The sequence below is a fragment of the Pseudomonas protegens genome (assembly GCF_013407925.2).
Classification (GTDB): Bacteria; Pseudomonadota; Gammaproteobacteria; order Pseudomonadales; family Pseudomonadaceae; genus Aquipseudomonas; species Aquipseudomonas fluorescens_AP.
The window spans coordinates 1734374-1758273 of record NZ_CP060201.1 but is presented as its reverse complement, the minus strand read 5'-3'; the positions used below and the strand labels follow the sequence as shown (position 1 = coordinate 1758273).

At 63.5% G+C, this 23900-nt stretch carries 22 protein-coding genes; 8 read left to right on the top strand and 14 right to left on the bottom strand.

The window, feature by feature from the left end:
* Positions 1 to 31 precede the first annotated feature (31 nt).
* From dinG to pdxH, 5 genes are all read left to right on the top strand, one after another.
* The gene (dinG, locus tag GGI48_RS08250; RefSeq protein WP_016965278.1) at positions 32 to 2176 is read left to right on the top strand and encodes an ATP-dependent DNA helicase DinG; all 2145 of its coding nucleotides are present in this window, start codon (positions 32 to 34) and stop codon (positions 2174 to 2176) included.
* A 93-nt stretch (positions 2177 to 2269) separates the two neighbouring features.
* Positions 2270 to 4666 carry a beta-galactosidase gene (locus GGI48_RS08245; RefSeq protein WP_179597826.1) on the top strand — a complete coding sequence of 799 codons (2397 nt, stop codon included), beginning with the start codon at positions 2270 to 2272 and terminating at the stop codon, positions 4664 to 4666.
* Positions 4667 to 4778: 112 nt separating this feature from the next.
* Complete coding sequence (locus tag GGI48_RS08240) at positions 4779 to 5924, top strand: serine hydrolase domain-containing protein (protein WP_047302172.1); 1146 nt, start codon at positions 4779 to 4781, stop codon at positions 5922 to 5924.
* A gap of 140 nt (positions 5925 to 6064) precedes the next feature.
* The gene (locus GGI48_RS08235) at positions 6065 to 7309 is read left to right on the top strand and encodes an OmpA family protein (protein WP_179597824.1); all 1245 of its coding nucleotides are present in this window, start codon (positions 6065 to 6067) and stop codon (positions 7307 to 7309) included.
* 23 nt (positions 7310 to 7332) lie between these two features.
* Positions 7333 to 7980, top strand: coding sequence for a pyridoxamine 5'-phosphate oxidase (pdxH, locus tag GGI48_RS08230; protein ID WP_016965079.1), 648 nt, complete (start codon positions 7333 to 7335; stop codon positions 7978 to 7980).
* A 10-nt stretch (positions 7981 to 7990) separates the two neighbouring features.
* On the opposite strand, the gene GGI48_RS08225 is transcribed toward pdxH, so the two are convergent.
* Entirely contained in the window at positions 7991 to 8227 is a 237-nt protein-coding gene (locus GGI48_RS08225; protein ID WP_179597823.1) for a hypothetical protein, read from the bottom strand.
* A gap of 174 nt (positions 8228 to 8401) precedes the next feature.
* Here GGI48_RS08225 and GGI48_RS08220 point away from each other — a divergent pair, with 174 nt between their 5' ends.
* The gene (locus tag GGI48_RS08220; protein WP_016965081.1) at positions 8402 to 8866 is read left to right on the top strand and encodes a glycine zipper 2TM domain-containing protein; all 465 of its coding nucleotides are present in this window, start codon (positions 8402 to 8404) and stop codon (positions 8864 to 8866) included.
* 78 nt (positions 8867 to 8944) lie between these two features.
* On the opposite strand, the gene nhaA is transcribed toward GGI48_RS08220, so the two are convergent.
* Complete coding sequence (gene nhaA, locus GGI48_RS08215; RefSeq protein ID WP_103739567.1) at positions 8945 to 10132, bottom strand: Na+/H+ antiporter NhaA; 1188 nt, start codon at positions 10130 to 10132, stop codon at positions 8945 to 8947.
* A gap of 323 nt (positions 10133 to 10455) precedes the next feature.
* On the opposite strand from nhaA, the gene GGI48_RS08210 reads away from it, so the two are divergent.
* Positions 10456 to 11550 carry a PLP-dependent cysteine synthase family protein gene (locus GGI48_RS08210; RefSeq protein ID WP_016965686.1) on the top strand — a complete coding sequence of 365 codons (1095 nt, stop codon included), beginning with the start codon at positions 10456 to 10458 and terminating at the stop codon, positions 11548 to 11550.
* A 132-nt stretch (positions 11551 to 11682) separates the two neighbouring features.
* On the opposite strand, the gene GGI48_RS08205 is transcribed toward GGI48_RS08210, so the two are convergent.
* From GGI48_RS08205 to GGI48_RS08195, 3 genes are all read right to left on the bottom strand, one after another.
* The gene (locus tag GGI48_RS08205; RefSeq protein WP_179597821.1) at positions 11683 to 13296 is read right to left on the bottom strand and encodes an NAD(P)/FAD-dependent oxidoreductase; all 1614 of its coding nucleotides are present in this window, start codon (positions 13294 to 13296) and stop codon (positions 11683 to 11685) included.
* A gap of 112 nt (positions 13297 to 13408) precedes the next feature.
* On the bottom strand, positions 13409 to 14086 hold the full coding sequence (locus GGI48_RS08200) for a COG3650 family protein (RefSeq protein ID WP_179597819.1): 678 nt from the start codon (positions 14084 to 14086) through the stop codon (positions 13409 to 13411).
* A 193-nt stretch (positions 14087 to 14279) separates the two neighbouring features.
* The gene (locus GGI48_RS08195) at positions 14280 to 14879 is read right to left on the bottom strand and encodes a short chain dehydrogenase (RefSeq protein WP_016965683.1); all 600 of its coding nucleotides are present in this window, start codon (positions 14877 to 14879) and stop codon (positions 14280 to 14282) included.
* A 104-nt stretch (positions 14880 to 14983) separates the two neighbouring features.
* On the opposite strand from GGI48_RS08195, the gene GGI48_RS08190 reads away from it, so the two are divergent.
* Entirely contained in the window at positions 14984 to 15892 is a 909-nt protein-coding gene (locus GGI48_RS08190) for a LysR family transcriptional regulator (protein ID WP_016965682.1), read from the top strand.
* Between the two features lie 71 nt (positions 15893 to 15963).
* Here GGI48_RS08190 and GGI48_RS08185 read toward each other — a convergent pair whose 3' ends face one another.
* The 9 genes from GGI48_RS08185 to GGI48_RS08145 all read right to left on the bottom strand — a co-directional run bounded on the left by GGI48_RS08185 (position 15964) and on the right by GGI48_RS08145 (position 23618).
* On the bottom strand, positions 15964 to 16473 hold the full coding sequence (locus GGI48_RS08185) for a DoxX family protein (RefSeq protein WP_016967593.1): 510 nt from the start codon (positions 16471 to 16473) through the stop codon (positions 15964 to 15966).
* A gap of 2 nt (positions 16474 to 16475) precedes the next feature.
* Positions 16476 to 17246, bottom strand: coding sequence for a DNA-binding domain-containing protein (locus GGI48_RS08180; RefSeq protein ID WP_179597817.1), 771 nt, complete (start codon positions 17244 to 17246; stop codon positions 16476 to 16478).
* Complete coding sequence (locus GGI48_RS08175) at positions 17243 to 18133, bottom strand: DUF692 domain-containing protein (RefSeq protein WP_179597815.1); 891 nt, start codon at positions 18131 to 18133, stop codon at positions 17243 to 17245. Before GGI48_RS08175 ends, GGI48_RS08180 begins: the two co-directional genes overlap by 4 nt.
* A gap of 25 nt (positions 18134 to 18158) precedes the next feature.
* The gene (locus GGI48_RS08170; protein ID WP_016967590.1) at positions 18159 to 18461 is read right to left on the bottom strand and encodes a DUF2282 domain-containing protein; all 303 of its coding nucleotides are present in this window, start codon (positions 18459 to 18461) and stop codon (positions 18159 to 18161) included.
* A 156-nt stretch (positions 18462 to 18617) separates the two neighbouring features.
* Positions 18618 to 19319: an ABC transporter ATP-binding protein gene (locus GGI48_RS08165; RefSeq protein WP_016967589.1), complete on the bottom strand. Its 702-nt coding sequence runs from the start codon at positions 19317 to 19319 to the stop codon at positions 18618 to 18620.
* Entirely contained in the window at positions 19320 to 20087 is a 768-nt protein-coding gene (gene livG / locus GGI48_RS08160) for a high-affinity branched-chain amino acid ABC transporter ATP-binding protein LivG (RefSeq protein WP_016967588.1), read from the bottom strand. It abuts the gene before it with no gap.
* Entirely contained in the window at positions 20084 to 21340 is a 1257-nt protein-coding gene (locus tag GGI48_RS08155; protein WP_179597813.1) for a high-affinity branched-chain amino acid ABC transporter permease LivM, read from the bottom strand. Before GGI48_RS08155 ends, livG begins: the two co-directional genes overlap by 4 nt.
* On the bottom strand, positions 21337 to 22260 hold the full coding sequence (gene livH / locus GGI48_RS08150) for a high-affinity branched-chain amino acid ABC transporter permease LivH (protein WP_011059641.1): 924 nt from the start codon (positions 22258 to 22260) through the stop codon (positions 21337 to 21339). The genes GGI48_RS08155 and livH overlap by 4 nt, the downstream gene beginning before the upstream one ends.
* Before the next feature lie 230 nt (positions 22261 to 22490).
* Entirely contained in the window at positions 22491 to 23618 is a 1128-nt protein-coding gene (locus tag GGI48_RS08145; RefSeq protein WP_047302209.1) for a branched-chain amino acid ABC transporter substrate-binding protein, read from the bottom strand.
* Between the last annotated feature and the right edge of the window lie 282 nt (positions 23619 to 23900).

The window sequence follows — 23900 nt, the reverse complement described above, 5'->3', positions numbered from 1 at the left end:
TTTATCCAGCGTTTTGTGCGCCCGAAAAACCATGATCAGCAACGAACTCAAAACCACGATCCAGGGCGCCTATTCGCGTTTTCTCGAAGCCAAGAGCCTCAAGCCGCGTTATGGCCAGCGCCTGATGATCGCCGAAGTGGCCAAGGTCCTGGGTGATATCGACACCGACGACGAAGGCCGGCGCAGTGGCGACCCGGCGGTGGTCGCGGTGGAAGCCGGCACCGGCACCGGCAAGACCGTGGCCTACAGCCTGGCGGCGATTCCCACGGCCAAGGCCGCCGGCAAGCGCCTGGTGATCGCCACCGCCACCGTCGCCCTGCAGGAACAGATCGTCTACAAGGACCTGCCGGACCTGATGCGCAACAGCGGGCTGAACTTCAGCTTTTCCCTGGCCAAGGGCCGGGGGCGCTACATGTGCCTGTCCAAGCTCGACATGCTGCTTCAGGAAGGCCACGCGCAGACCGCCACGGCCCAGCTGTTCGAGGAAGAAGGCTTCAAGATCGAAGTGGATGAGGCCAGCCAGAAGCTGTTCACCAGCATGATCGAGAAGCTCGCCGGGAATAAATGGGACGGTGACCGCGACAGCTGGCCCACGGCCTTGGAAGACGCTGACTGGGCGCGCCTGACCACCGATCACAGCCAGTGCACCAACCGCCATTGCCCGAACTTTGGCCAGTGCGCCTTCTACAAGGCCCGCGAAGGCATGGGCAAGGTCGACGTGATTGTCACCAACCACGACATGGTCCTGGCCGACCTGGCCCTGGGCGGCGGCGCCGTGCTGCCGGACCCGCGCGACACCCTTTATGTGTTCGACGAAGGCCACCACTTGCCGGACAAGGCCATCGGCCACTTTGCCCATTACACCCGGCTGCGCTCCACCGCCGACTGGCTGGAGCAGACCGCCAAGAACCTCACCAAGCTGCTGGCCCAGCACCCGCTGCCGGGCGACCTGGGGCGCCTGATCGAGCAAGTGCCGGAGCTGGCGCGGGAGATCAAGACCCAGCAGCAGTTCATGTTCAGCGCTTGCGAGCAGATCGCCGACTTCAAGACCGGCGAAGACATGGAAGGCCGCGAACGGCCGCGTCATCGCTTCGTCGGCGGGCTGATTCCCGAGCACATGCGCGAGATGGGCATCGAGCTGAAAAAAGGCTTCTCCCGTCTCACCGACCTGTTCACCCGTCTCACCGAGCTGCTCAAGGAAGGCATGGATGGCGAGGTCAATATCGGCATCGCCAGCAACCAGGCCGAAGAGTGGTACCCGCTGTTCGGCAGCCTGCTGGCCCGGGCCTCGGGCAACTGGGAGCTGTGGACCGCGTTCACCGTCGAGGACCCGGAAGACAACCCGCCCATGGCCCGCTGGCTGACCCTGGCCGAGAGCGGCTCGCTGTTCGACATCGAGGTCAACGCCAGCCCGATCCTCGCGGCGGAGATGCTCCGGCGCAATCTGTGGAACGTGGCCTACGGCGCCCTGGTGACGTCGGCGACCCTGACCGCCCTGGGCACCTTCGACCGTTTCCGCATGCGCGCCGGGCTGCCGAAGAAAGCCGTGACCGCCGTGGTGCCCAGCCCGTTCCACCACGCCGATGCCGGGGTGCTGCGGGTGCCCGACCTGCGGGCCGACCCGCGGGATGCGCCAGCGCATACCGCGGCGATCATCCGCGACCTGCCGGAGCTGGTGGAGGGCTCCCGCGGCACCCTGGTGCTGTTCTCCTCGCGCAAGCAGATGCAGGACGTGTTCGACGGCCTGGATCGCGACTGGCGCAAGCAGGTGTTCATCCAGGGCAACCTGTCCAAGCAGGAAACCCTGAACAAGCACAAGGCCCGGGTCGACGGTGGTGACTCCAGCGTCTTGTTCGGTCTGGCGAGCTTTGCCGAAGGGGTGGACCTGCCCGGTGCCTACTGTGAGCACGTGGTGATCGCCAAGATCCCGTTCTCGGTGCCGGACGATCCAGTGGAAGCGGCGCTGGCGGAGTGGATCGAGGCCCGGGGCGGCAATCCGTTCATGGAGATCTCGGTGCCGGATGCGTCTCTCAAGCTGGTCCAGGCCTGCGGTCGCCTGCTGCGCACCGAACAGGACCGCGGCACCATCACCCTGCTGGACCGCCGCCTGGTCACCCAGCGCTATGGCAAGGCTATCCTCAATGCCTTGCCGCCATTTCGCCGAGAAATATCCTGAGCACGGCGCGCACCTTTGCGCGCCGTGCTGTCTATTTCACGTCACCGCTTCAGCACCGGCCGTTCATCGGCCTTTAGGGAGAGCCAGGTTCATATGATTCGCCGTTCGTTGCCCACTGTATTTGCCCTGTTGTTTGCCGCGCCGGTACTGGCGGCCCCAGCCGGACAACAGACGCTGTTCAACTTTGTCCGACCTGCCGCCGTGGTGCAGGTGGCGACACAAGATGCCAGCCTGCCGCAGTCCAATGCGGAGCAGACGGCCGAGGGCGAAGTGCTGCGGCGGATCACCTTCAACCCCACCGCCAAGCCGAGCCTGAGCCTGACGCCGCAGAGCGGCGCCTGGGACTGGTCGCAGTCGGGGATGATGGCCTTGCGCATCCAGAGTGCGATGAACTGGGCCCTGACCCTCTACGTGACCATCCAGAGCAACGACGGCAAGACCCTGGTCAGCCGCGTCGACCTGCCGGCCGGTCCGGCGCAGACCCTGCTGGTGCCCCTGGAGGCCAGCGGTCCCCTGAGCCAGGGCATGAAGGCCGCGCCGCCGATGCCGATGACCGTGGACGGCCAGCGCATTCTGCTGGCCAGTAGCGAAGGGCAACTGGACCGCAGTCAGGTGGTGTCGGTCACCCTGTCCCTGGATAACCCCAAGGCGACCCAGAGCATCCTTCTCGAGCGCTTCGGCGTGCTGGACGGTGAGGGCGTGGTCAAGGCGGTCTACGGCTCGCTGGTGGATGGCTACGGTCAGTCGACCCGGGCCCGTTGGCCGGAAAAAGTCAGCAGCGACGATCAGCTCAAGGCGGCCGATGCCAAGGAGCAGCAACAGCTCAAGGGCTGGCTCGGTGAACGGGAGAAGGCCCCGCTGGACAAGTTCGGTGGCTGGAACCAGGGGCTGAGCTTCAAGGCCAGCGGCTTCTTCCGCACCGAAAAGCGCGATGGCCGCTGGTTCCTGGTGACTCCGCAGGGGCATCCGTTCTACTCCCTGGGGGTCAATACCGTGGCCCCGGACAACAGCCAGACCTATGTCGCCGGGCGCGAGTGGATGTTCAGCGCCTTGCCCAAGGACGGCGAGCCCCTGGCCGCCTATTACGGCGAGGGCGACAACCGCGGTGGCAACGGTGCCGACCAGGGGCGTGGCTATAACGCCGGCCGTTGGTACGACTTCTACCGGGCCAACCTGCAGCGCACGTATGGCAAGCCCTGCTCCCACGACGACCCGGCGGCGGACGGGGCGTCCGCCAACCAAGCCCAGCCTGCGGCTTCGGAAGCGGTCGTTCCGTGCGCGCCGCCGGCGTTTGACGAGAAGCGCTGGGTCGAGCACGCCCTGGATCGTCTGCAGGCCTGGGGGTTCAACACCATCGGCAACTGGAGCGCGCCGGCCCTGGGGCTGGCTGACCGTGTGCCCTACACCCTGCCGCTGTCCATCGTCGGCGACTACGCCAGTATCAGCACCGGCAGCGACTGGTGGGGCGGCATGCCCGATCCCTTCGACCCGCGCTTTGCCATGGCCACCGAGCGCGCGGTGGCCATTGCCGCCCGCGATCATCGCGACGATCCCTGGCTGATCGGCTACTTTGCCGACAACGAACTGGCCTGGGCCGGTCCGGGGGACGATCCGAAAGCCCGCTATGCCCTGGCCTACGGCACGTTGCGCCTGACCACCGACGTCCCGGCCAAGCGCGCCTTCCTCAAGCAACTGCGGGACAAGTACCGCAATCAGGCGGGCCTGTCGAAAGCCTGGGGCATCGATCTGCCGGCCTGGGAACTGATGGAAGACCCGGGCTTCGTGCCGCCGTTGCCGAGCCCCGAACACCCGGAAATCGAGGCTGACTTCAAGTATTTCCAGAAGGTGTTTGCCGAGACTTATTTCAAGACCATCGCCGACTCGCTGAAGTGGCATGCCCCCAATCACCTGCTGCTGGGCGGTCGTTTTGCCGTCAGCAACCCCGAAGCGGTGGCGGCCTGTGCCCAGTATTGCGATGTGCTGAGTTTCAACCTCTACACCCTCAAGCCCCAGGATGGTCAGGACTTCGCCTATCTGCGCAGCCTGGACAAGCCGGTACTGGTGACCGAATTCAACTTCGGCTCGCGGGATCGCGGTCCGTTCTGGGGCGGTGTCACCGAACTGGCCCGGGAAGAGGACCGTGGCCCGGCCTACGCCAACTTCCTCAAGCAGGCGCTGAGCGAGTCGTCGATTGTCGGTGTGCATTGGTTCCAGTACCTCGACCAGCCCGTGACCGGGCGCTTGCTGGACGGTGAGAACGGGCATTTCGGCCTGGTGGGCATTACCGATGTGCCGTTCCAGGGTTTTGTCGACACTGTGCGCAAGAGCAACCTGCAGGCGCTTGAGCAACTGGCCAGGGACGCACAGAAGGCCCAGGTTCAGGCGCAACAGGCCGGCGCCGCCGCCCATGACGCTGCTGATGGCGGCAAGGGGCACGACGCCAAGGACACCGGCGGGCATGCCGGAGGGCACTCCGCTAACGGTCACTGATCGGCCGGGGGCCCTGGCGTCATGAGCGCAGCCCCGTCGGCTGTTCCCAAATCCGTTACGGGCTGGAACAATGCGCGCCTCGTTGTCGAGCAAATGTGCTGGGGGAGTCAGGGTGCAGATTCAGGGTCATTACGAACTTAAATTCGAGGCGGTACGCGAGGCCTTCGCGGCATTGTTCGAGGATCCCCAGGAGCGCGGCGCGGCGTTGTGCATCCAGATCGGTGGAGAAACCGTCATCGACCTCTGGGCCGGCACCGCCGACAAGGATGGCGCCGAGGCCTGGCACAGCGACACCATCGCCAACCTGTTTTCCTGCACCAAGACCTTCACCGCAGTCACCGCGCTGCAGTTGGTGGCCGAAGGCAAACTCAAGCTGGATGCGCCAGTGGCCGATTACTGGCCGGCGTTCGCCGCCTCGGGCAAGGCCGCGATTACCCTGCGTCAGTTGCTCTGCCACCAGGCCGGGCTGCCGGCCCTGCGTGAGTTGCTGCCCCCCGAAGCCCTGTACGACTGGCAAACCATGGTGGATGCCCTGGCGGCGGAGCAGCCCTGGTGGACGCCGGGTGACGGGCACGGTTACGCCGCCATCACCTATGGCTGGTTGGTGGGGGAACTGATCCGGCGGGCCGACGGCCGTGGCCCGGGGGAGTCGATCGTGGCCCGGGTGGCCAAGCCTTTGGGGCTGGATTTTCATGTGGGGCTGGCTGACGAGGAGTTTCATCGGGTCGCGCATATCGCCCGTGGCAAGGGCAATGTCGGCGATGCCGCGGCCCAGCGCCTGTTGCAAGTGACCATGCGCGAGCCCACGGCGATGACCACCCGGGCCTTTACCAATCCGCCGTCTATCATGACCAGCACCAATAAACCCGAGTGGCGGCGCATGCAGCAGCCGGCGGCCAATGGCCATGGCAATGCCCGCAGCCTTGCCGGTTTCTATAGCGGCTTGCTGGACGGCAGTTTGCTGGAGGCCGACATGCTCGAAGAGCTGACCCGTGAGCACAGCCTGGGCATGGACAAGACCTTGCTGACCCAGACCCGGTTCGGCCTGGGATGCATGCTCGACCAGCCCCAGGTCGCCAATGCCACTTTCGGCCTGGGCGCCCGGGCATTCGGGCATCCGGGAGCGGGCGGTTCCATCGGATTTGCTGACCCGGAACATGACGTGGCCTTCGGTTTTGTGACAAACACCCTGGGGCCTTATGTCTTGATGGATCCACGGGCACAGAAGCTGGTGCGGGTTTTGTCGGATTGTCTGTAAAAAGGTTGCTGTTAAGAACTTTTTTGCTTAAACATGCTGGAAAAGCTGCAGGCATCAACCCTGTGGCTTTTATAATTTCCAAGCGTCTGTTTGTAGCGGTTATTTAGACCGAATTTTTTATCTCATTTTGTGGATATCCCATGTCGTCAAACAAGTCTCTAGCCTTGGCCATCTGCCTGACCGTCACCGGTTGTGCACAAACCCCACAAAATGAAGCGGATGGCGGCCATTGGTGGTCGTTCGGGTCCGACAAGAGCAGCAGCAATCAAGCCCCGCAAGCGGCCGAGAAACCGGCCGCAGCCGAAGCGGCGCCTGCCGCTCCTGCGGGCAAACCGGCGGTAGCGGCCAAAGCCGCTGCGCCGGCGCCTGCCGCCAAAGCCACCGCTTCTGCCAAACCTGCAGCGCCAGCCGGCAAAGCTGCGGCGGCCGCCAAGCCCGCCGTTGCGGCTGCCGAACCGGCGCCCGCGCCCGCTCCTGTGGCCGCAGCCCCAGCCGCGCCCGCCGCGAAGGCCGAGAGCAGCAGCTGGTGGTGGCCGTTCTCCTCCAAGGACTCCGCCGACAAGCCGGTCGCCGAAGCCAAGAAAGCCGAGCCGGCTCCCGCTCCTGCAGTGGCCAAGGCCGCGGATTCCGAGACTCACTGGTGGTGGCCGTTTGCCAAGAGCGAGCCCAAGCCTCTGAGCAAAGTGAATGTGGCGGACGTGCCGATGCCCGATCCGAAAATCACCCAGGCCTGGCTGGACGACTACGAGCCACGCCTGCGTGAAGCGGTGAAGGACAGCAAGCTGCAAGTGGAACGTCGTGAAAACGTGCTGGTGGTCACGGCACTGGTCGACGCCTCCTTCAACCCGGATCGTCCGGCCATGCTGCTGCCTGTGACCCTGGGCCCGTTCACCCGCGTAGCCAAGGCGGTTGAAGGCGATCCCAAGACGGCCGTGCTGATCCTCGGTCATGCCGATGCCACCGGTCCGACCCTGGCCAACCAGAAACTGAGCCGCGATCGGGCACAGTCCGTTGCCGCCATCTTCAGCCTCAGCGGCTTGAAGCAGGACCGCCTGATGCTGCGTGGCATGGGCGCCGTGATGCCGCGCGCCGCCAACGACAGCCCCCAGGGCCGTTCGCTGAACCGTCGCGTGGAAATCATGCTGACCCAGCGCAGCACGCTGTTGGGCCTGCTGAGCAAGTACAACCAGCCGACGCCATCCGAGACCGAAATGGTCGCCGTGCAGGACGCCAAGCCGCCTGTGCCTGCTGCAACCGGCAAAAAGGCCGCAGCGCCAGCGAAGAAGTCCACCGTTGCCAAAAAGCCCGCCGCCAAGAAGGCTCCGGCGAAAAAGGCAGCAGCTCCGGCGAAGAAAGTCGCGTCCACCGCGCAAGCTAACAACTGATTCTCAAGGAAAAGGAAGCAGGCATGACTCAGTCCCTGGCTGATATGCGCCGCGATTACACCCGCGATGGTTTGTCCGAGGCCCAGGCCCCGGACGAACCCTTTGCGCTGTTCCACCAGTGGTTTGCCGAAGCGGTGAAAACCGAGCAGCCCCCGGTAGAGGCCAATGCCATGACCCTGGCGACCGTCGATACCGAGGGTCGGCCCCATTGCCGCATCCTGTTGCTCAAGGGGTTGGATGAACAAGGTTTTACCTTCTTCACCAACTACGAGAGTGCCAAGGGGCAGCAACTGGCTGCGCGGCCCTTTGCCGCCATGACCTTCTTCTGGCCAACCCTGGAGCGTCAGGTGCGGATTGAGGGGCGGGTGGCCAAGGTCACGCCCGAGGAGTCCGATGCCTATTACCAGGTTCGTCCTCTGGGTAGCCGCCTGGGGGCCTGGGCGTCACCGCAAAGCCGGGTGATCGCCGATCGCGACGAGTTGCAGGAACTGCTCAAGGCCACCGAGGCGCGCTTCAGCGACAGTCAGCCCGATTGCCCGGAACACTGGGGTGGTTATCGTTTGCTGCCCGAACGCATCGAATTCTGGCAGGGGCGTCCCAGTCGCCTGCATGATCGTTTGAACTATCGCCTGCTGGGCGAGCAGTGGGTCCGCGAACGTCTGGCTCCCTGAGGACTGTGGGTTACTCGCCGGGATAACCGGCCGCAGCGGCTTCGAGCCATTGCGGCAGGTCCCGGCGTTTTACTTTCTGGCGTTGCGCCTCAGCCAGTTGTTGCAGCATGAATTGCTTCTTCTGTTCATCGCTTCTGGCCATGGACAGTGCCAGGTCCCGGTCTGTCCAGCGCTTGATGCGTACATACAGCCACCAGTGGAAGTACAGACCGGCGACGGTGGTTACGATGATGATGAAGTAATCCATGGAAAATCCTTTGTTCGGTGGCGTTCTGCGGGAAACTGGCGTCACCGTATTGAGAAGGTTTAGCGTTCATACAGTCTGTACTTCGGCTGAATGAAACCAATTTTATCCGGGCTGCGCCGTGACAGGCGTCAAGCTGCGGAGTCTAATGACCATCTGTCCTTTGGAGTTGATCCTATGCGTAAGTCTGTTTTGCTGGTTGCGTCTTTCACCGCGATGGCAACGTTGCTCGGCGGTTGTGCCTCTAACCTGACCGGTGATTCCTACTCCCGTGACGAAGCACGTCGTGTGCAAACCGTGCGTATGGGCACCATCGAATCCCTGCGTCCGGTGAAAATCGAAGGCACCAAGACCCCGATCGGCGGCGCTGCTGGCGCTGTGATCGGCGGTGTGGGTGGCAGCGCTATCGGCGGCGGTCGTGGCAGCATCGTCACCGCGGTGATCGGTGCGGTAGCCGGCGGTCTGCTGGGCTCGGCCACTGAAGAAGGCCTGACCCGTACCCAGGGCGTTGAAATCACCGTGCGTGAAGACGACGGCAGCATGCGTGCCTATGTGCAGCAGGTGCAGGAAAACGAAGTGTTCCGGGTTGGTGATCGTGTGCGCATCATGACCGTCAACGGTACCAGCCGCGTTACCCGCTGATACCTGTGCTGCAAAACAAAACCCCGGCCAGGCAACTGGTCGGGGTTTTGTGTTTTCAGGCGGCTGGATCCTGTTTGATCAGGAGCTCAGCGCCGTGTTCTTGCGACTGGCAGCCGCGGTGACGGCGTAACCGATCAGTGCCGCGAGCAGCGAGCCGGTGAGAATTCCCATGCGATCCATGCCTGCGTAGTCGCTGCTGCCGGGCTCAAAGGCCAGGGAGCCGACGAACAGGCTCATGGTGAAGCCGATACCGCAGAGAATCGCCACCCCGAGGATCTGCCCCCAGTTGGCGCCGGCCGGCAAGGCCGTAAGTCCGGCTTTGACTGCCAGCCAGCTGAGGCCGAACACGCCGATGGTCTTGCCCAGCAACAGGCCGATGGCGATGCCCATGGGGACATGGTGGGTGAAGCTCTCCAGGGTTACGCCGCTCAGCGACAGACCAGCGTTGGCGAAGGCGAACAGTGGCAGGATGCCGAACGCCACCCAGGGGTGCAGCGCATGTTCCAGGGCCTGTGAGGGCGAGGGCTCGGCATTGCGGGTGCGCAGGGGAATGCAGAAGGCCAGGGTCACGCCGGCCAGGGTGGCATGGACGCCACTCTTGAGTACGCAAACCCAGAGAATCAGGCCGATGATCATGTACGGCCCGAGTTTCACCACCCCCATGCGGTTCATTGCCACCAGGGCGGCGATGCAGGCGGCCGCCAGCAGCAGCGACAGGGTCGACAGGGCGCCGGAGTAGAAGATCGCGATGATCACGATGGCCCCCAGGTCATCGATGATCGCCAGGGTCATGAGGAACAGCTTCAGCGAGGTTGGCACCCGCTTGCCCAGCAGGGCCAGGACCCCCAGGGCGAAGGCGATGTCGGTGGCGGTGGGAATCGCCCAGCCATTGAGCGCTGCCGGATTGTCGCGGTTGAGAAACCAGTAGATCAGCGCCGGGACCAGCATCCCGCCAATGGCCGCCATGCCCGGCAGGACGATCTGCGAAGGCTTGGACAGCTGGCCTTCCAGGACCTCGCGCTTGACCTCAAGGCCGATCAGCAGGAAGAACAGCGCCATCAGGCCATCGTTGATCCACAGCAACAGCGGTTTGGCGATCTTCAAGGCGCCGATCTGGACCACCACCGGGGTTTCCAGCAAGCCGTTGTACAGCCAGGACAGCGGTGAGTTGTTGATGATGAGAGCCAGGATGGCAGCGGCGATCAATAACAGACCGCTGGCAGCTTCCATGGCAAAGAAACGAGTGAAAGTGCTACGCAGAGGCAAGGTCGCTCTCCATCTAAATCTAAAAATAGGTGGCACACCCTAACCCGTGCAGTTAGTTGTTAAAACAAAAATTATATTCTTTTTTGTTATATGCAGAGGCTAAAGGGCCTGCTTAAAAATGCTCGTTTGCAGTTGTGTTTCCAATTGCTTCTCAGCTGTACCTGTAAGCCCTGAAAGTTATTTCATAACATGTCTGATTCGGGGCGTTGCGGGCCGTTTTTCCTGGGGAAAGCGCCTGTCAGCCCCGACTTCCCGGATTATCCAGGCCGGGTGCATTTCATCTTCTTGCGCCGGTACGGCGTTCGATCTGACGAGAATAGAACATGAGCGACAATCGCCAGTGGGCCCGTGAGGCCATCCGCATCATCGAAGCCGACTTCCAGCGCAGCGCCGACACCCATCTGATCCCATTGCCGCTGCCGGGGCAGCCGGGCATCGAGCTGTATTTCAAGGATGAATCCAGCCATCCCACCGGCAGTCTCAAGCATCGCCTGGCTCGCTCGCTGTTTCTCTATGCCCTGTGCAACGGCTGGCTCAAACCCGGTGCGCCGGTGATCGAAGCGTCCAGCGGCTCGACGGCGATTTCCGAAGCCTATTTCGCCCGTCTCCTGGGCCTGCCGTTCATTGCCGTGATGCCCGCCAGCACGTCCCAGGAAAAGATCGCCCAGATCGCTTTCTACGGCGGCAAGAGCCATTTGGTACAGGACCCGACGCAGATCTATGCCGAGTCCGAACGCCTGGCCCGGGAAAGTGGCGGCCACTTCATGGATCAGTTCACCTACGCCGAGCGCGCCACCGACTGGCGAGCCAACAACAACATTGCCGAGTCGATCTTCCAGCAGCTGCGTTTCGAGCGGTATCCGGAGCCCAGCTGGCTGATCTCCAGCCCGGGCACCGGTGGCACCACCGCGACCCTGGGCCGCTACGTGCGTTATCGCCAGCACAGCACCCGGGTGCTGTGTGCCGATGCCGAGCGTTCGGTGTTCTTCGACTACTACCAGAGCGGTGATGCCAGCCTGCGCCTGGATTGCGGTTCGCGGATCGAAGGCATTGGTCGGCCACGGGTCGAGGCTTCATTCCTGCCCAAGGTGATCGACGCCATGGTCAAGGTGCCGGATGCCCTGTCCCTGGCCGCCATGCACTACCTGGCCCAGCGCCTGGGGCGGCGGGTTGGTGGTTCCAGCGGCACCAACCTGATCGGCGCCCTGATGGCCGCCCAGCAGATGGCCGCGGCCGGCGAGACGGGTTCGATCGTGGCGATTCTCTGTGACGGTGGCGAGCGTTATGCGACCACCTACTACGATGAGCAGTGGCTGGCGGAGCAGGGGTATGAACTGGCGGCGTTGATCGATGCGGTGGCGGCCAGCGTCGAGCGTGGCGAAGCACTCCCGGCCAGCGTATTGCGCGCCGGCATTTGAACTTGTCGTAGGAGCCGGCTTGCCGGCGAAGAGGCCCTTGAGCCTTGCGTTGTTCTGGACGACGCCTTCGCTGGCAAGCCAGCTCCTACGGTAGGCGGTAGGAGCCGGCTTGCCGGCGAAAGGGCCGTTGCGTCAGGCCTGAATACCGAGGATGTCGCGGGCCACCGCTTCGGCAATGCGAATCCCGTCGACCCCGGCGGAGAGAATACCCCCGGCATAACCGGCGCCTTCACCGGCCGGGTACAGCCCCTTCACATTCAAGCTCTGCATCGAGGCGTCGCGAGTAATGCGCAGCGGCGATGAGGTGCGGGTCTCGATGCCGGTCAGCACCGCGTCGTGCAGCGAGTAGCCCTTGATCTGCCGTTCAAAAGCCGGCAGCGCCTCACGAATCGCCTCGATGGCGAAGTCCGGCAAGGCCAGGGCCAGGTCACCCAGGCTCACCCCCGGCTTGTAGGACGGCTCGACGCTGCCCAGGGCGGTAGTCGGCTTGCCGGCAATGAAATCGCCCACCAGCTGCGCCGGGGCCTGGTAGTTGCTGCCGCCCAGGACGAAGGCGTGGGACTCCAGGCGCTCCTGCAGCTCGATACCCGCCAGCGGGCCGCCCGGGTAATCCACTTCCGGGGTGATGCCCACGACGATGCCGGAGTTGGCGTTGCGCTCGTTGCGCGAGTACTGGCTCATGCCGTTGGTCACCACCCGGTTCGGCTCGGAGGTGGCCGCGACCACGGTGCCGCCGGGGCACATGCAGAAGCTGTAGACCGAACGACCGTTCTTGGCGTGGTGCACCAGCTTGTAGTCGGCGGCGCCGAGTTTCGGGTGGCCGGCGTACTTGCCCAGGCGCGCGCTGTCGATCAGCGATTGCGGGTGTTCTATGCGGAAACCCACCGAGAACGGCTTGGCTTCCATGTACACGCCACGGCTGTGGAGCATGCGGAAGGTGTCGCGGGCACTGTGGCCCAGGGCCAGGATTACATGCTTGGAATGCAGCTGTTCGCCGCTGGCCAGTTCCACGCCCTGCAGTTGGCCGTCTTCGATCAGCACATCGGTAACCCGCTGCTCGAAGCGCACTTCACCGCCCAGGGCGATGATCTGCTGGCGCATGTTTTCCACCACGCCGGTCAGGCGGAAGGTGCCGATGTGCGGCTTGCTGACGTAGAGAATCTCGTCCGGCGCGCCGGCCTTGACGAACTCGTGGAGCACCTTGCGACCGTGGTGCTGCGGGTCCTTGATCTGGCTGTAGAGCTTGCCGTCGGAGAAGGTTCCGGCACCGCCTTCGCCGAACTGCACGTTGGACTCGGGGTTGAGCACGCTCTTGCGCCACAGGCCCCAGGTGTCCTTGGTGCGCTGGCGTACTTCCTTGCCGCGCTCGAGGATGATCGGCTTGAAGCCCATCTGCGCCAGCAACAGGCCGGCAAAGATCCCGCAAGGGCCGAAACCCACCACGATCGGCCGCTCATTCAGCTCTGCCGGGGCCTGGCCCACCACCTTGTAGCTGACATCCGGCGCCGGGTTGACGTTACGGTCGTCGGCGAACTTGAGCAGCAACGGCGCTTCGTCGCGCACATTGAGGTCGATGGTGTAGATGAAGCACAGCTCGGAAGACTTCTTGCGCGCATCGTAGCTGCGTTTGAACAAGGTGAAATCGAGCAGGTCATCGCTGGCGATCCCCAGGCGCTGCACGATGGCGGCGCGCAGGTCTTCATCGGGATGGTCGATCGGCAACTTGAGTTCGGTGATTCGTAACATGACAGGGTCCGGGTAGGCGGTGCGCAACAGTGCGCCGGCTTGCTTTGCACAAACCGGCGATTATAAGCCGCAATCTTCCCTGGCCGTGAGGCTAAAACCGCTGCTCGTCGAATCAGTCGTTGCGCGAGCCGCCGAAATAGCCGCAACCGCGCTGCACCTGACCGTCCACCCGCAGCTCGGCACTGAGGTGCTGGACGCTGCCGGTCACCGGGTCGACGCAGCGCTGCGGCGCCACCCAGAGCTCCACGCGCTGGTGATTGGCTTCGCTGGTGAGGTTGAAACGGCCGTCGCCCAGCTGTTCTTCCAGATAGGGCAGGGCCAGGGTCGGCTGGCCGGCGCGTTCGATCATCATGCCCTTGGCGCTGACATCGACGTTCCAGGCCGGGTTCTTGCTGCCGGCCCGCAGGATCAGACGCTGGAAGTTCGGGTCGCCGCAGGCGCTGGCGGAACGCTCGACGCGGTACAGCTGGCGCAGGTCCAGTTGGCCGTCGCTGCTGCCACTGGCGGAGAACTTGCCCCGCAGGTCGGCGAACAGCTTGCCCTGCTTCTCCGCCAGGGTAGCGGCCTCTTGCAGCACGCTGGTGCCGCCGCCGTCACTGACCGCATAGCGGCGATCTTCAGTGCAGGGCTTGAACAGCAACTTGCCGTCCGCCGCACTGAGTTCACCCTGCATCCGGGTCAGCCCGGCCATGGACGGCGCCTGGGGTTGTGGGTTGAACATCGGCAGCATCTGGCAGCCGGCAAACAGCGGCAACAGGGCGAAACAAAGCAGTGAACGGGCAGCGCGCATCATCGGGCCTCCAAGCGGAAGCCGACACGTTACGCAGCCCGCCCGATCACCACAACCCCGGACTGAACGCAGCAGCGCCATCAACCGTAGGAGCCGGCTTGCCGGCGAAGAGGCCCTGGAGTCTGGTGTGGTTCGGGAGGACGCCTTCGCTGGCAAGCCAGCTCCTACACAAGCCAGCCCCACTCAAGCAGGATCAGCCGACGCGATAGGTCTGGCCAGTCTGCAGGCCTTCCACGCTCTTGGCGTAGGCCAGGGCCACGTCGGCCGCCGGCACCGGCTTGAAGCCACGAAAGTACGGGGCGTAGCTGTCCATGGCTTCCACCAGCACGTTGGGGCTGATCGAGTTGACCCGCAGGCCCCGCGGCAGTTCGATGGCGGCGGCGCGCACGAAGCTGTCGAGGGCGCCATTGACCAGGGCCGCCGAGGCCCCGCTGCGGATCGGGTCGTGGCTCAAGATGCCGGTGGTGAAGGTGAACGAGGCGCCGTCGTTGGCGTACTCGCGGCCGATCAGCAGCAGGTTGACCTGGCCCATCAGCTTGTCCTTGAGGCCCAGGCTGAAGTGCTCGGCGGTCATGTCCGCCAGGGGCGCGAAGGTCACGTTGCCGGCGGCGCAGACCAGCGCATCGAAGCGCCCGGTCTTCTCGAACAGGGCGCGAATCGACTGGGCATCACTGATGTCCACCTGAAAGTCGCCGCTGCTACGGCCAATCCGGATCACCTCGTGACGCTGGGACAGTTCCCGGTCAACCGCCGAACCAATGGTGCCGTTGGCACCGATCAAGAGAATCTTCATGGGCTGTTCCTCGAAAAGGGGGGAAGAGATTGCAGTCTAGAGTGGTTTTTTCCATGGATTAACGCGCTAATAGGCAACCTTTGGTTTTCAAATGGAAACAATCCATGAGCGAGATGGATGACCTGGCGGCGTTTGCCGTGCTGGTGGAGGCGGGCAGCTTTACCCTGGCGGCCCAGCGCCTGGGGTGCAGCAAGGGCCAGTTGTCCAAGCGCCTCAGCGCCCTGGAGGCGCGCTACGCCGTGGTGCTGTTGCAACGCACCACCCGGCGCCTGGACCTGACCGCTGCCGGCGCGGCCTTGCTGCCCCAGGCCCAGGCGCTGGTGGCTCAAGTCGAACGCGCGCATCAGGCCCTGGCGCGGCTCAAGGACGACATGGCCGGGCCGGTGCGCCTGACGGTGCCGGTGTCCCTGGGCGAAACCTTTTTCGACGGCCTGCTGCTGGAGTTCTCCCGGCACTATCCCCAGGTGCAGATCGAGCTGGACCTGAACAACAGCTACCGCGACCTGAACCGGGAAGGGTTTGACCTGGCCGTGCGTTCCGAGGTGGCCAGTGACCAGCGCCTGGTGGCCCGGCCGCTGCTGGCCTGGCATGAAATGACCTGCGCCAGCCCGGCCTATCTGGAGCAATACGGTGAGCCGCAGACCCCCGCGGAGCTGGCCGAGCACCGCTGCCTGCTCAACAGCCACTACAGCGGGCGCGAGGAATGGCTGTATCACCAGCGCCATGAGCTGCTGCGGGTGCGGGTTTCCGGGCCTTTTGCCAGCAATCACTACAACCTGCTGAAGAAGGCCGCCCTGGTAGGGGCGGGAATCGCCCGGCTGCCGTCCTACGTGCTGCACAGCGAGTTGGCCGATGGCCGCTTGCGCTGGCTGTTGCGGGACTACCAGACCCGCAGCATGCCGATGTACCTGGTGCATCCCTATCAGGGCGGCCTGCCCAGGCGTACCCAGGTGCTGGCCGATTACCTGATGGACTGGTTCCGCCGCAGCGGTGAGGCGCTGGATCGCCTGTAGTCGCGGCCAATGGGTTGCGAACTTGAATCGGTTAGAGGGCCTATGGCCCTGTTCGCAGCCTGCGGCAGCGGCTACAGAGGGCGGTGTTGAAAATGCCGGGCCAGCAGGTGGTCGAGGGAAAACACGCCCGGGCCACGGGCCATCAACAGCAGCAGGATCGCCGCCCAGGTGCCGTGGGTCGGGTAGGCGTCGGGGTAGACGAAGAGCTGGATGGTCAGGGTCATCCCCAGCAGCGCCAGGGCGGAAAAGCGCGTGGCCAGTCCCAGCAGGATCAGTACCGGGAAAAAGTGTTCGGCGAAGGCCGCCAGGTGCGCCGCCACTTCCGGGCTCAGCAGTGGCACGTGGTATTCGCTCTGGAACAGGGGAATGGTGGAGTCCGCCAGACGTGGCCAGCCCAGTTGGAAGGTGCCGCCGAACAGGTCGATGGCCAGCCCCTCGACCTTGGTCTGGCCGGATTTCCAGAACACCGCGGCGATGGAAAAACGCGCAATAAAGGCGATCAGGCTGTAGGGAATGCGCTCGAACCCTTGAATGATTTGAGTCAGCAATCCGCTAATGGGCGTTTTTGTCTGGGTGTTCATGGTCAAGCCTTCTGGTGAGGTTGCAGATCGATAAGGGCACCGTGGGCCAGCAGCAGGCCCAGGCACTGGCCCAGGTCGAAGCTGGCCTGGGCATCCAGGGCATAGGCCGCCGCGACTTCCAGCGGCCAGTGATTGCGCAGAGCGTCGATAAAGGTCATGGCGCCCAGGTCCACGGCAATCACCTCGACGTCCAAAGCGTTGCGCAGCACCAGGGCGTGCTGGCCCTGGTGCAGGTCGAACGCTGGCCAGGCGGCGTCGCTCTGGTGAGCGGCCCACAGGCTGACGACGGCGAACGCCGAGTGCAGGGTGCGCAGTGACGGATGCAGCCGCAGGCAGAGCTGGCCGAGGCGATCGGGCTGGTTCATTGCCGCCAGCAACCGGGCCGGTGGCAGAGGTTCGGCGTCGGCGGCGTGATAAGCCTCGACCCGCAGCCGTTCCAGGCGCGCCATATCGGCCAGATAAGGCAGGGCCGCCGCCGGAGCGAAGCCCTGGATGAAGTCCGCCAGGTCCTGGCCGTAGTCGTTGAGCAACGGGCTGTGCGGGGGGAAATCCTGCACGTACAGACGGGCCATGGCGTTGAAGAATGTCTGTCCCACCAGTTGCGCCACCACCGGATAGGCCTCGGCGAGGGCGTTGATCAGCGAGCCTTGCACGTTGTTGCGATAGACCGCGAAGCGGCTGGCCGGATTGGCGCCGTTACTGCTGCAAAGCCCCGCCGGGCAGGTGGATTCGGCGCTCAGTAGCGCCTGGGCAAAACAGGCGTGGTTACTCATGGCTGCACCTGCGCCTGGTGCAACAGCGCCTGTGCCTGAGCGGCCTCCCCCAGCAGGGTGGTCAGGCTCGGCACCTGATTGTCTCGTTCGATCAGGGTGGCCATGGGGCCGATCCGTTCCAACACCTGCTGGTACAGGGCCCAGACTTCCCGGTCCACCGGGGCGCCGTGATCGTCGATCAACAGACGGTCGCCGAGGCTGTCCTGGTCTTCGGCGAACCCGGCCAGGTGAATCTCGCCCACCGCGTGCAGCGGCAGTGCCTGCAGATAGGCCTGGGGATCGCGCTGGTGGTTGATGCAGGAAACGTAGAGGTTGTTGACGTCCAGCAGCAGGCCGCAACCGCTGCGCTGGATCACCTCGCGGATGAAGTCCGTCTCGTCCAGGGTCGAGCGTTGGAACTGCAGGTAGGTAGCGGGGTTTTCCAGCAGCATGGTGCGCCCCAGGTGATTCTGCAGTTGGTCGATATGTTCGCAGACCCGCTGCAGGGTCGGCACATCGTAGGCCAGGGGCAGCAAGTCGTTGAGAAACACCGGGCCATGGCTGGACCAGGCCAGGTGTTCGGAAAAGGACTGGGGTTGATAGCGCTCGATCAAGACCGCCAGGCGCCGCAGGTGCTCGCTGTCCAGGGGGCCTTCGCCACCGATGGACAGGCCGACGCCGTGCAGCGACAGCGAATAGTCTGCGCGGATCAACCCCAGATAATGATGGAAGGGCCCGCCCGCCACCATGTAGTTCTCGGCATGCACCTCGAAAAAGCCGATATCGGGCCGCTGTTCGAGGACGTCCTTGAAGTGTTCGCTCTTGAGCCCCAGGCCTGCGCGGGGCGGCAGGCTCGGGGCGCACGCCTGAATGTCGTGGCGGGTGTTGTGGATCAGGGCGCTGTTCATCTTCGACACTCAGGCTAATGCGGGATCAGGACTTGGCTTTGAAGGCTTCGAGCTGGCCGAAGCCGGTGGGCGAGGTGCTGCTGGCGGTTTTTTCGCAAGTGCCCTTGGGCACCAGTTTCCAGGCATTGGCCTGATCGTTGACCTTGGAGGTCCCGGCGCAGGTGGTGCCGGCGCCCGCGGCGCAATCGTTCTTGCCTTTCATGGCCACGCCGAAGCACTTCTCCATGTCGTCGGCGGCATGGGCAGTGGTGGACACCGCAGCGATGCTCAGGGCGGAGCCCAGGGCCAGGACCAGGGCGGTGGCGGACAGGGTGCGAGTGGTGCTCATGGTGTTTCTCCGGATCGGGGTGGGTTTAAGAAAGCGTGTGTGCTTGCTTATCCCTGTAGAGAAGGCACCTGGGGATTTGTTACAGCCCGGGGCGGAGTTTTTTATTGCGCCATGAAAAAAACGGCCCCGAAGGGCCGTTTTCATTGACGCGAGTGCTTAGCCGCCCAGATAGGCTTCGCGCACCTTCGGATCGGTCAGCAGCGCCTCGCCGGTGCCTTGCATCACCACCCGGCCGTTTTCCAGCACGTAGGCGCGGTCGGCGATCTTCAGCGCCTGGTTGGCGTTCTGCTCCACCAGGAACACCGTCACGCCGTCGCGGCGCAGCTGTTCGATGATGTCGAAGATCTGCTGGATGATGATCGGCGCCAGGCCCAGGGACGGTTCGTCCAGCAGCAACAGCTTGGGCTTGCTCATCAGCGCCCGGCCGATGGCGAGCATCTGCTGTTCGCCGCCGGACATGGTGCCGCCGCGCTGGGTGAAGCGTTCCTTGAGCCGTGGGAACAACCCCAGGACCTTGTCCATCTGCTCCTGGTAGTCGCCCTTGTCGGTGAAGAAACCGCCCATGGCGAGGTTTTCTTCCACGGTCAGGCGGGCGAATACCCGGCGGCCTTCGGGGACCACGGCAATGCTCTTGCGCATGATCTGCGCCGAGCTTTGCCCCACCAGCTCTTCACCCAGGTAGCGGATGCTGCCGCTGTGGGCCTGGGGCGAGCCGCAGAGGGTCATCAGCAGGGTGGATTTGCCGGCACCGTTGGCGCCGATCAGGGTGACGATTTCGCCCTGGCGGATCTCGACGTTGACGCTGTGCAACGCCTGGATCTTGCCGTAGAAGGTGGAAACGTTTTCGAACTGCAGCATTTACGCTTCCCCCAGGTAGGCTTTGATCACTTCGGGATTGTCGCGGATCTGTTCCGGCGTGCCGTCGGCCAGGGGCGTGCCCTGGTTGATCACCACGATATGGTCGGAAATGCTCATGACCAGCTTCATGTCGTGTTCGATCAGCAGCACGGTGACGTTGTGCTCCTCGCGCAGCACGCTGATCAGCGCTTTGAGGTCCTCGGTTTCCTTGGGGTTGAGGCCGGCGGCCGGCTCGTCGAGCATGAGGATCCGCGGACGGGTCATCATGCAGCGGGCGATTTCCAGACGGCGTTGCTGACCGTAGGCCAGGGTCCCGGCGGGGCGGTTGGCGAACTCCCGCAGGTTGACCTTGTCCAGCCAGTAGCCGGCGTATTCCATGGCCTCGCGCTCGCTCTTGCGGAACGCCGGGGTCTTGAACAGACCGGCCAGGAAGTTGGTGTTCAGGTGCCGGTGCTGGGCGATCAACAGGTTCTCGACCGCGGTCATGTCCTTGAACAGGCGCACGTTCTGGAAGGTCCGCACCACGCCCTTGCGGGCGATCTGATGGCCCGGCAGGCCTTCGATCGGCTCGCCGTCCAGCAGGATGCTGCCGGCGCTGGGCTGGTAGAAACCGGTGAGGCAGTTGAACACCGTGGTCTTGCCGGCGCCGTTCGGGCCGATCAGCGCCACCACTTGTTTTTCCTTGACGGTCAGGGCCACGCCATTGACCGCCAGCAGGCCGCCGAAACGCATCGACAGGCCGGTTACTTTGAGGATCTCGCGGCTCATTTGCGCAGCTCCATGTGAGGACGTTGCATGGGCAGCAGACCTTGAGGACGCCAGATCATCATCAGCACCATCATGGCGCCGAACATCAACATCCGGTATTCGCTGAATTCACGCATCAGTTCAGGCAAGAGGATCATCACGATCGCCGCCAGGATCACCCCCAGCTGCGAGCCCATGCCACCCAGCACGACGATGGCGAGAATGATCGCCGACTCGATGAAGGTGAAGGACTCCGGGGTCACCAGGCCTTGGCGCGCGGCGAAGAAGCTGCCGGCAAAACCGGCGAACGCGGCGCCCAGGGTGAAGGCCGAGAGCTTGATCACGGTGGGGTTCAGGCCCAGGGCGCGGCAGGCGATCTCGTCTTCACGCAAGGCTTCCCAGGCGCGGCCAATCGGCATGCGCAACAGGCGGTTGATGACGAACAGCGCGCCCAGCGCCAGCAGCAGGGCCACCAGGTAGAGGAAGATCACCTTGTTGATCGAGTTGTATTCCAGACCGAAGAACTCGTGGAAGGTCTGCAGGCCTTCCGCCGCCTTGCGTTCGAAGGTCAGGCCGAAGAAGGTCGGCTTCTCGATGTTGCTGATGCCGTTCGGGCCGCCGGTGAGATCGGTCATGTTGCGCAGCAACAGACGGATGATCTCGCCAAAGCCCAGGGTCACGATGGCCAGGTAGTCGCCGCGCAGGCGCAGCACCGGGAACCCCAGCAGGAAGCCGAAGGTGGCCGCCATCATCCCGGCGATCGGCAGGCAGATCCAGAAGCTCAGGCCGAAGTAGTGCGACAGCAGCGCGTAGCTGTAGGCGCCGACGGCGTAGAAGCCCACGTAGCCCAGGTCCAGCAGGCCGGCCAGACCCACCACGATGTTCAGGCCCAGGCCCAGCATCACGTAGATCAGGATCAGCGTGGCAATGTCCACCGCGCCGCGGGAGCCGAAGAACGGCCAGACCAGGGCGCCGAGGATCAACGCCAGGATGATCCAGCGCTGAGTGCTGGGCAGGGTCAGGAAGTTGCTGGCCTTGGCCGGGATCAAAGGCAGGCTGGGAGAAGACCTCCAGGCGGCGCTGATCTGGCTGTGGAACAGCACCCGCAGGAACATCAGCACCGAGCACACCGCGATGGTGGCGAGAATCGCCGGGCTGGTGTCGTGGACTTCCAGGTTGATGCCGACGATGGTCAGTTTCAGGCCCAGCACCGGGTAGGCGACGGCCCAGACCAACAGGGCGCTGAACAGCGCCGATTTAAGATTCCTAGTCATACTTTCTCAACCTCCGGACGGCCCAGAATGCCGGTCGGACGGAACAACAGCACCAGAACCAACAGGCCGAACGCCACGACGTCCTTGTACTGGTCGCCGAACACGTCGGCACCAAAGGCTTCGGCCACCCCCAGCACCAGCCCGCCGAGCATCGCGCCCGGAATGCTGCCGATGCCGCCCAAGACCGCTGCGGTGAAGGCCTTGAGGCCCACCAGGAAACCGGCGTTGGGGTTGATCACACCGTATTGCATGCTCAGCAGCACGGCGGCGATGGCGGCCAGTGCGGCGCCGATCACGAAGGTCAGGGCGATGATGTTGTTGGTATTGATCCCCAGGAGGTTGGCCATCTTGATGTCCTCGGCGCAGGCGCGGCAGGCGCGTCCCAGGCGAGAACGGGAGATGAACAGCGTCAGGCCGAGCATGGCGATGAGGGTCACCACGAATACCACGATCTGCATGTAGGAAATCAGCACTTCATGTGCGCCGCCTGGCCCGATGGAGAAGTTGCCCGGGATCAGGTTGGGAATGGATTTGTCCTTGGAGTCCTGCGCCAACAGAACGGTGTTCTGCAGGAAGATCGACATGCCGATGGCCGAAATCAGCGGAATCAAACGGTTGCTGCCACGCAAGGGGCGGTAGGCGATCCGTTCGATGCTGTAGCCGTAGGCACTGGTAACGACGATGCTCGCGATGAAGGCTGCGGTCATCAACAGCGGGACACTGTCGAGTCCCATCATGGCCAGCCCGGCGATGGCGATGAACGCCACGTAGGAGCCGATCATGTACACCTCGCCGTGGGCGAAGTTGATCATTCCAATGATGCCGTAGACCATCGTATAGCCGATGGCGATCAGGGCATACGTGCTGCCAACGGTCAGACCGTTAACCAGCTGTTGGAAAAAGTGATAGATGTCAGGCATTACAACGCTCCTAAAAACCTGATACGCATTTCACTGGTGGAGTCATTTTCCCGCCCAGGCCCCGTGGATCTGCACCCACTTCGGGCTGGGTTTTGCCAGCGAACCGCTGATGACGGTTTTGAGATTTTCAGGTGGGCGGGATTCCGGATCACGGAACACAGGCCCATACATTCGTAAAACAAAGCCCACGGCGAGCCGTGGGCTTTATTGGCAGTCAGTCAGGGCGCGCCTTACTGAGGAGAAACTTCGGTTTTAGGCTTGCCGAAGTGCCACTCGTAGACCACGAATTTGAAGTCTTTCAAGTCGCCCTTGGCGTCGAAGCTCAGGTCGCCAGTGGGGGTCTTGAAGGTGCCGGCGTGGATGGCTTCAGCCACCTTGGCCGCGTCTTCGCTCTTGGCGTTGGTGATGGCGCCAGCGATGACTTCAACGGCGGAGTAGGAAGGGAATACGAAAGGACCGCTCGGGTCTTCTTTCTTGGCCTTGAACGCGTCAGCCAGGGCGACGTTGGCCGGGTCCTGGTCGAAGGATTTCGGCAGGGTCACCAGCAGGCCTTCGGATGCGTCCTTGGCGATCTGCGAAATGGAGTCGTTACCCACGCCTTCCGGACCCATGAACTTGGCCTTCAGGCCCTTTTCCTGGGATTGACGCAGGATCAGGCCCAGCTCCGGGTGGTAGCCGCCGTAGTAGACGAAGTCGACGTTGGCTTGCTTGAGCTTGGCGATCAGCGAAGAGAAGTCCTTGTCGCCGGCGTTGATGCCTTCGAACACGGCAACCTTGGTGCCTTTCTTCTCCAGGGTCTGCTTCACGGCGGTGGCGATGCCTTCACCGTACTGCTGTTTGTCGTGGAGCACGGCGACGATCTTCGGCTTCACGTGGTCGGCGATGTAGTTGCCGGCGGCCGGGCCCTGGGCGCTGTCCAGGCCGATGGTGCGGAACACCATCTTGTAACCACGGGCGGTGATGTCCGGACTGGTGGCGGCGGGGGTGATCATCACCACGCCTTCGTCTTCGTAGATGTCGGAAGCGGGTTGAGTGGAGCTGGAGCAGAGGTGGCCGACCACGAACTTGACGCCATCGTTGACCACTTTGTTGGCCACCGCCACGGCTTGTTTTGGATCACAGGCGTCGTCGTATTCAACGGCTTCGAGCTTCTTGCCGTTGACGCCGCCCTTGGCGTTGATCTGTTCGATGGCCATTTTGGCGCCACTGAACTGCATGTCGCCGTACTGGGCTACCGGGCCGGTCTTGGGGCCGGCGATACCGATCTTGATGGTGTCAGCTGCGAACGAATGGCTGGCAACACCGGCCAGGACCATAGCGGCAAACAGTTTGGAAATCTGCTTAGTAGCCTTATTCATAGTGCTCCACTCTTACTGTTGTAATTTTTATAGTTCCGGCGGCCTTGGGTCGCAGAACCGAATCAGATATATCGCGAATATCCGTCGGAAATGCCCCTGGCAACTGTACCGGTACAGTGTAGAGCGCCGGTTGTTCGCTTGAAAAGCTGGCGGCTGGGGGCAAAAACGCGGAGTGTCGCTTAATTGAAAGAAAAAGACAGATTTGCGGCGTGGCTTGCGCCCGGTTCGGCGTCAGTCCCTGGCGCTTCTGAGCTTCTCGATCGGTGACGCGTTTGCTTCTGG

What these genes read in the sequence shown, in the direction of transcription:
- dinG (WP_016965278.1), top strand. Translation starts at nt 32, where the DNA reads ATGATCAGCAACGAACTCAAAACCACGATCCAGGGCGCCTATTCGCGT.
- GGI48_RS08245 (WP_179597826.1), top strand. Translation starts at nt 2,270, where the DNA reads ATGATTCGCCGTTCGTTGCCCACTGTATTTGCCCTGTTGTTTGCCGCG.
- GGI48_RS08235 (WP_179597824.1), top strand. Translation starts at nt 6,065, where the DNA reads ATGTCGTCAAACAAGTCTCTAGCCTTGGCCATCTGCCTGACCGTCACC.
- pdxH (WP_016965079.1), top strand. Translation starts at nt 7,333, where the DNA reads ATGACTCAGTCCCTGGCTGATATGCGCCGCGATTACACCCGCGATGGT.
- GGI48_RS08225 (WP_179597823.1), bottom strand. Translation starts at nt 8,227, where the DNA reads ATGGATTACTTCATCATCATCGTAACCACCGTCGCCGGTCTGTACTTC.
- GGI48_RS08220 (WP_016965081.1), top strand. Translation starts at nt 8,402, where the DNA reads ATGCGTAAGTCTGTTTTGCTGGTTGCGTCTTTCACCGCGATGGCAACG.
- GGI48_RS08210 (WP_016965686.1), top strand. Translation starts at nt 10,456, where the DNA reads ATGAGCGACAATCGCCAGTGGGCCCGTGAGGCCATCCGCATCATCGAA.
- GGI48_RS08205 (WP_179597821.1), bottom strand. Translation starts at nt 13,296, where the DNA reads ATGTTACGAATCACCGAACTCAAGTTGCCGATCGACCATCCCGATGAA.
- GGI48_RS08200 (WP_179597819.1), bottom strand. Translation starts at nt 14,086, where the DNA reads ATGCGCGCTGCCCGTTCACTGCTTTGTTTCGCCCTGTTGCCGCTGTTT.
- GGI48_RS08195 (WP_016965683.1), bottom strand. Translation starts at nt 14,879, where the DNA reads ATGAAGATTCTCTTGATCGGTGCCAACGGCACCATTGGTTCGGCGGTT.
- GGI48_RS08190 (WP_016965682.1), top strand. Translation starts at nt 14,984, where the DNA reads ATGAGCGAGATGGATGACCTGGCGGCGTTTGCCGTGCTGGTGGAGGCG.
- GGI48_RS08185 (WP_016967593.1), bottom strand. Translation starts at nt 16,473, where the DNA reads ATGAACACCCAGACAAAAACGCCCATTAGCGGATTGCTGACTCAAATC.
- GGI48_RS08180 (WP_179597817.1), bottom strand. Translation starts at nt 17,246, where the DNA reads ATGAGTAACCACGCCTGTTTTGCCCAGGCGCTACTGAGCGCCGAATCC.
- GGI48_RS08175 (WP_179597815.1), bottom strand. Translation starts at nt 18,133, where the DNA reads ATGAACAGCGCCCTGATCCACAACACCCGCCACGACATTCAGGCGTGC.
- GGI48_RS08170 (WP_016967590.1), bottom strand. Translation starts at nt 18,461, where the DNA reads ATGAGCACCACTCGCACCCTGTCCGCCACCGCCCTGGTCCTGGCCCTG.
- GGI48_RS08165 (WP_016967589.1), bottom strand. Translation starts at nt 19,319, where the DNA reads ATGCTGCAGTTCGAAAACGTTTCCACCTTCTACGGCAAGATCCAGGCG.
- livG (WP_016967588.1), bottom strand. Translation starts at nt 20,087, where the DNA reads ATGAGCCGCGAGATCCTCAAAGTAACCGGCCTGTCGATGCGTTTCGGC.
- GGI48_RS08155 (WP_179597813.1), bottom strand. Translation starts at nt 21,340, where the DNA reads ATGACTAGGAATCTTAAATCGGCGCTGTTCAGCGCCCTGTTGGTCTGG.
- livH (WP_011059641.1), bottom strand. Translation starts at nt 22,260, where the DNA reads ATGCCTGACATCTATCACTTTTTCCAACAGCTGGTTAACGGTCTGACC.
- GGI48_RS08145 (WP_047302209.1), bottom strand. Translation starts at nt 23,618, where the DNA reads ATGAATAAGGCTACTAAGCAGATTTCCAAACTGTTTGCCGCTATGGTC.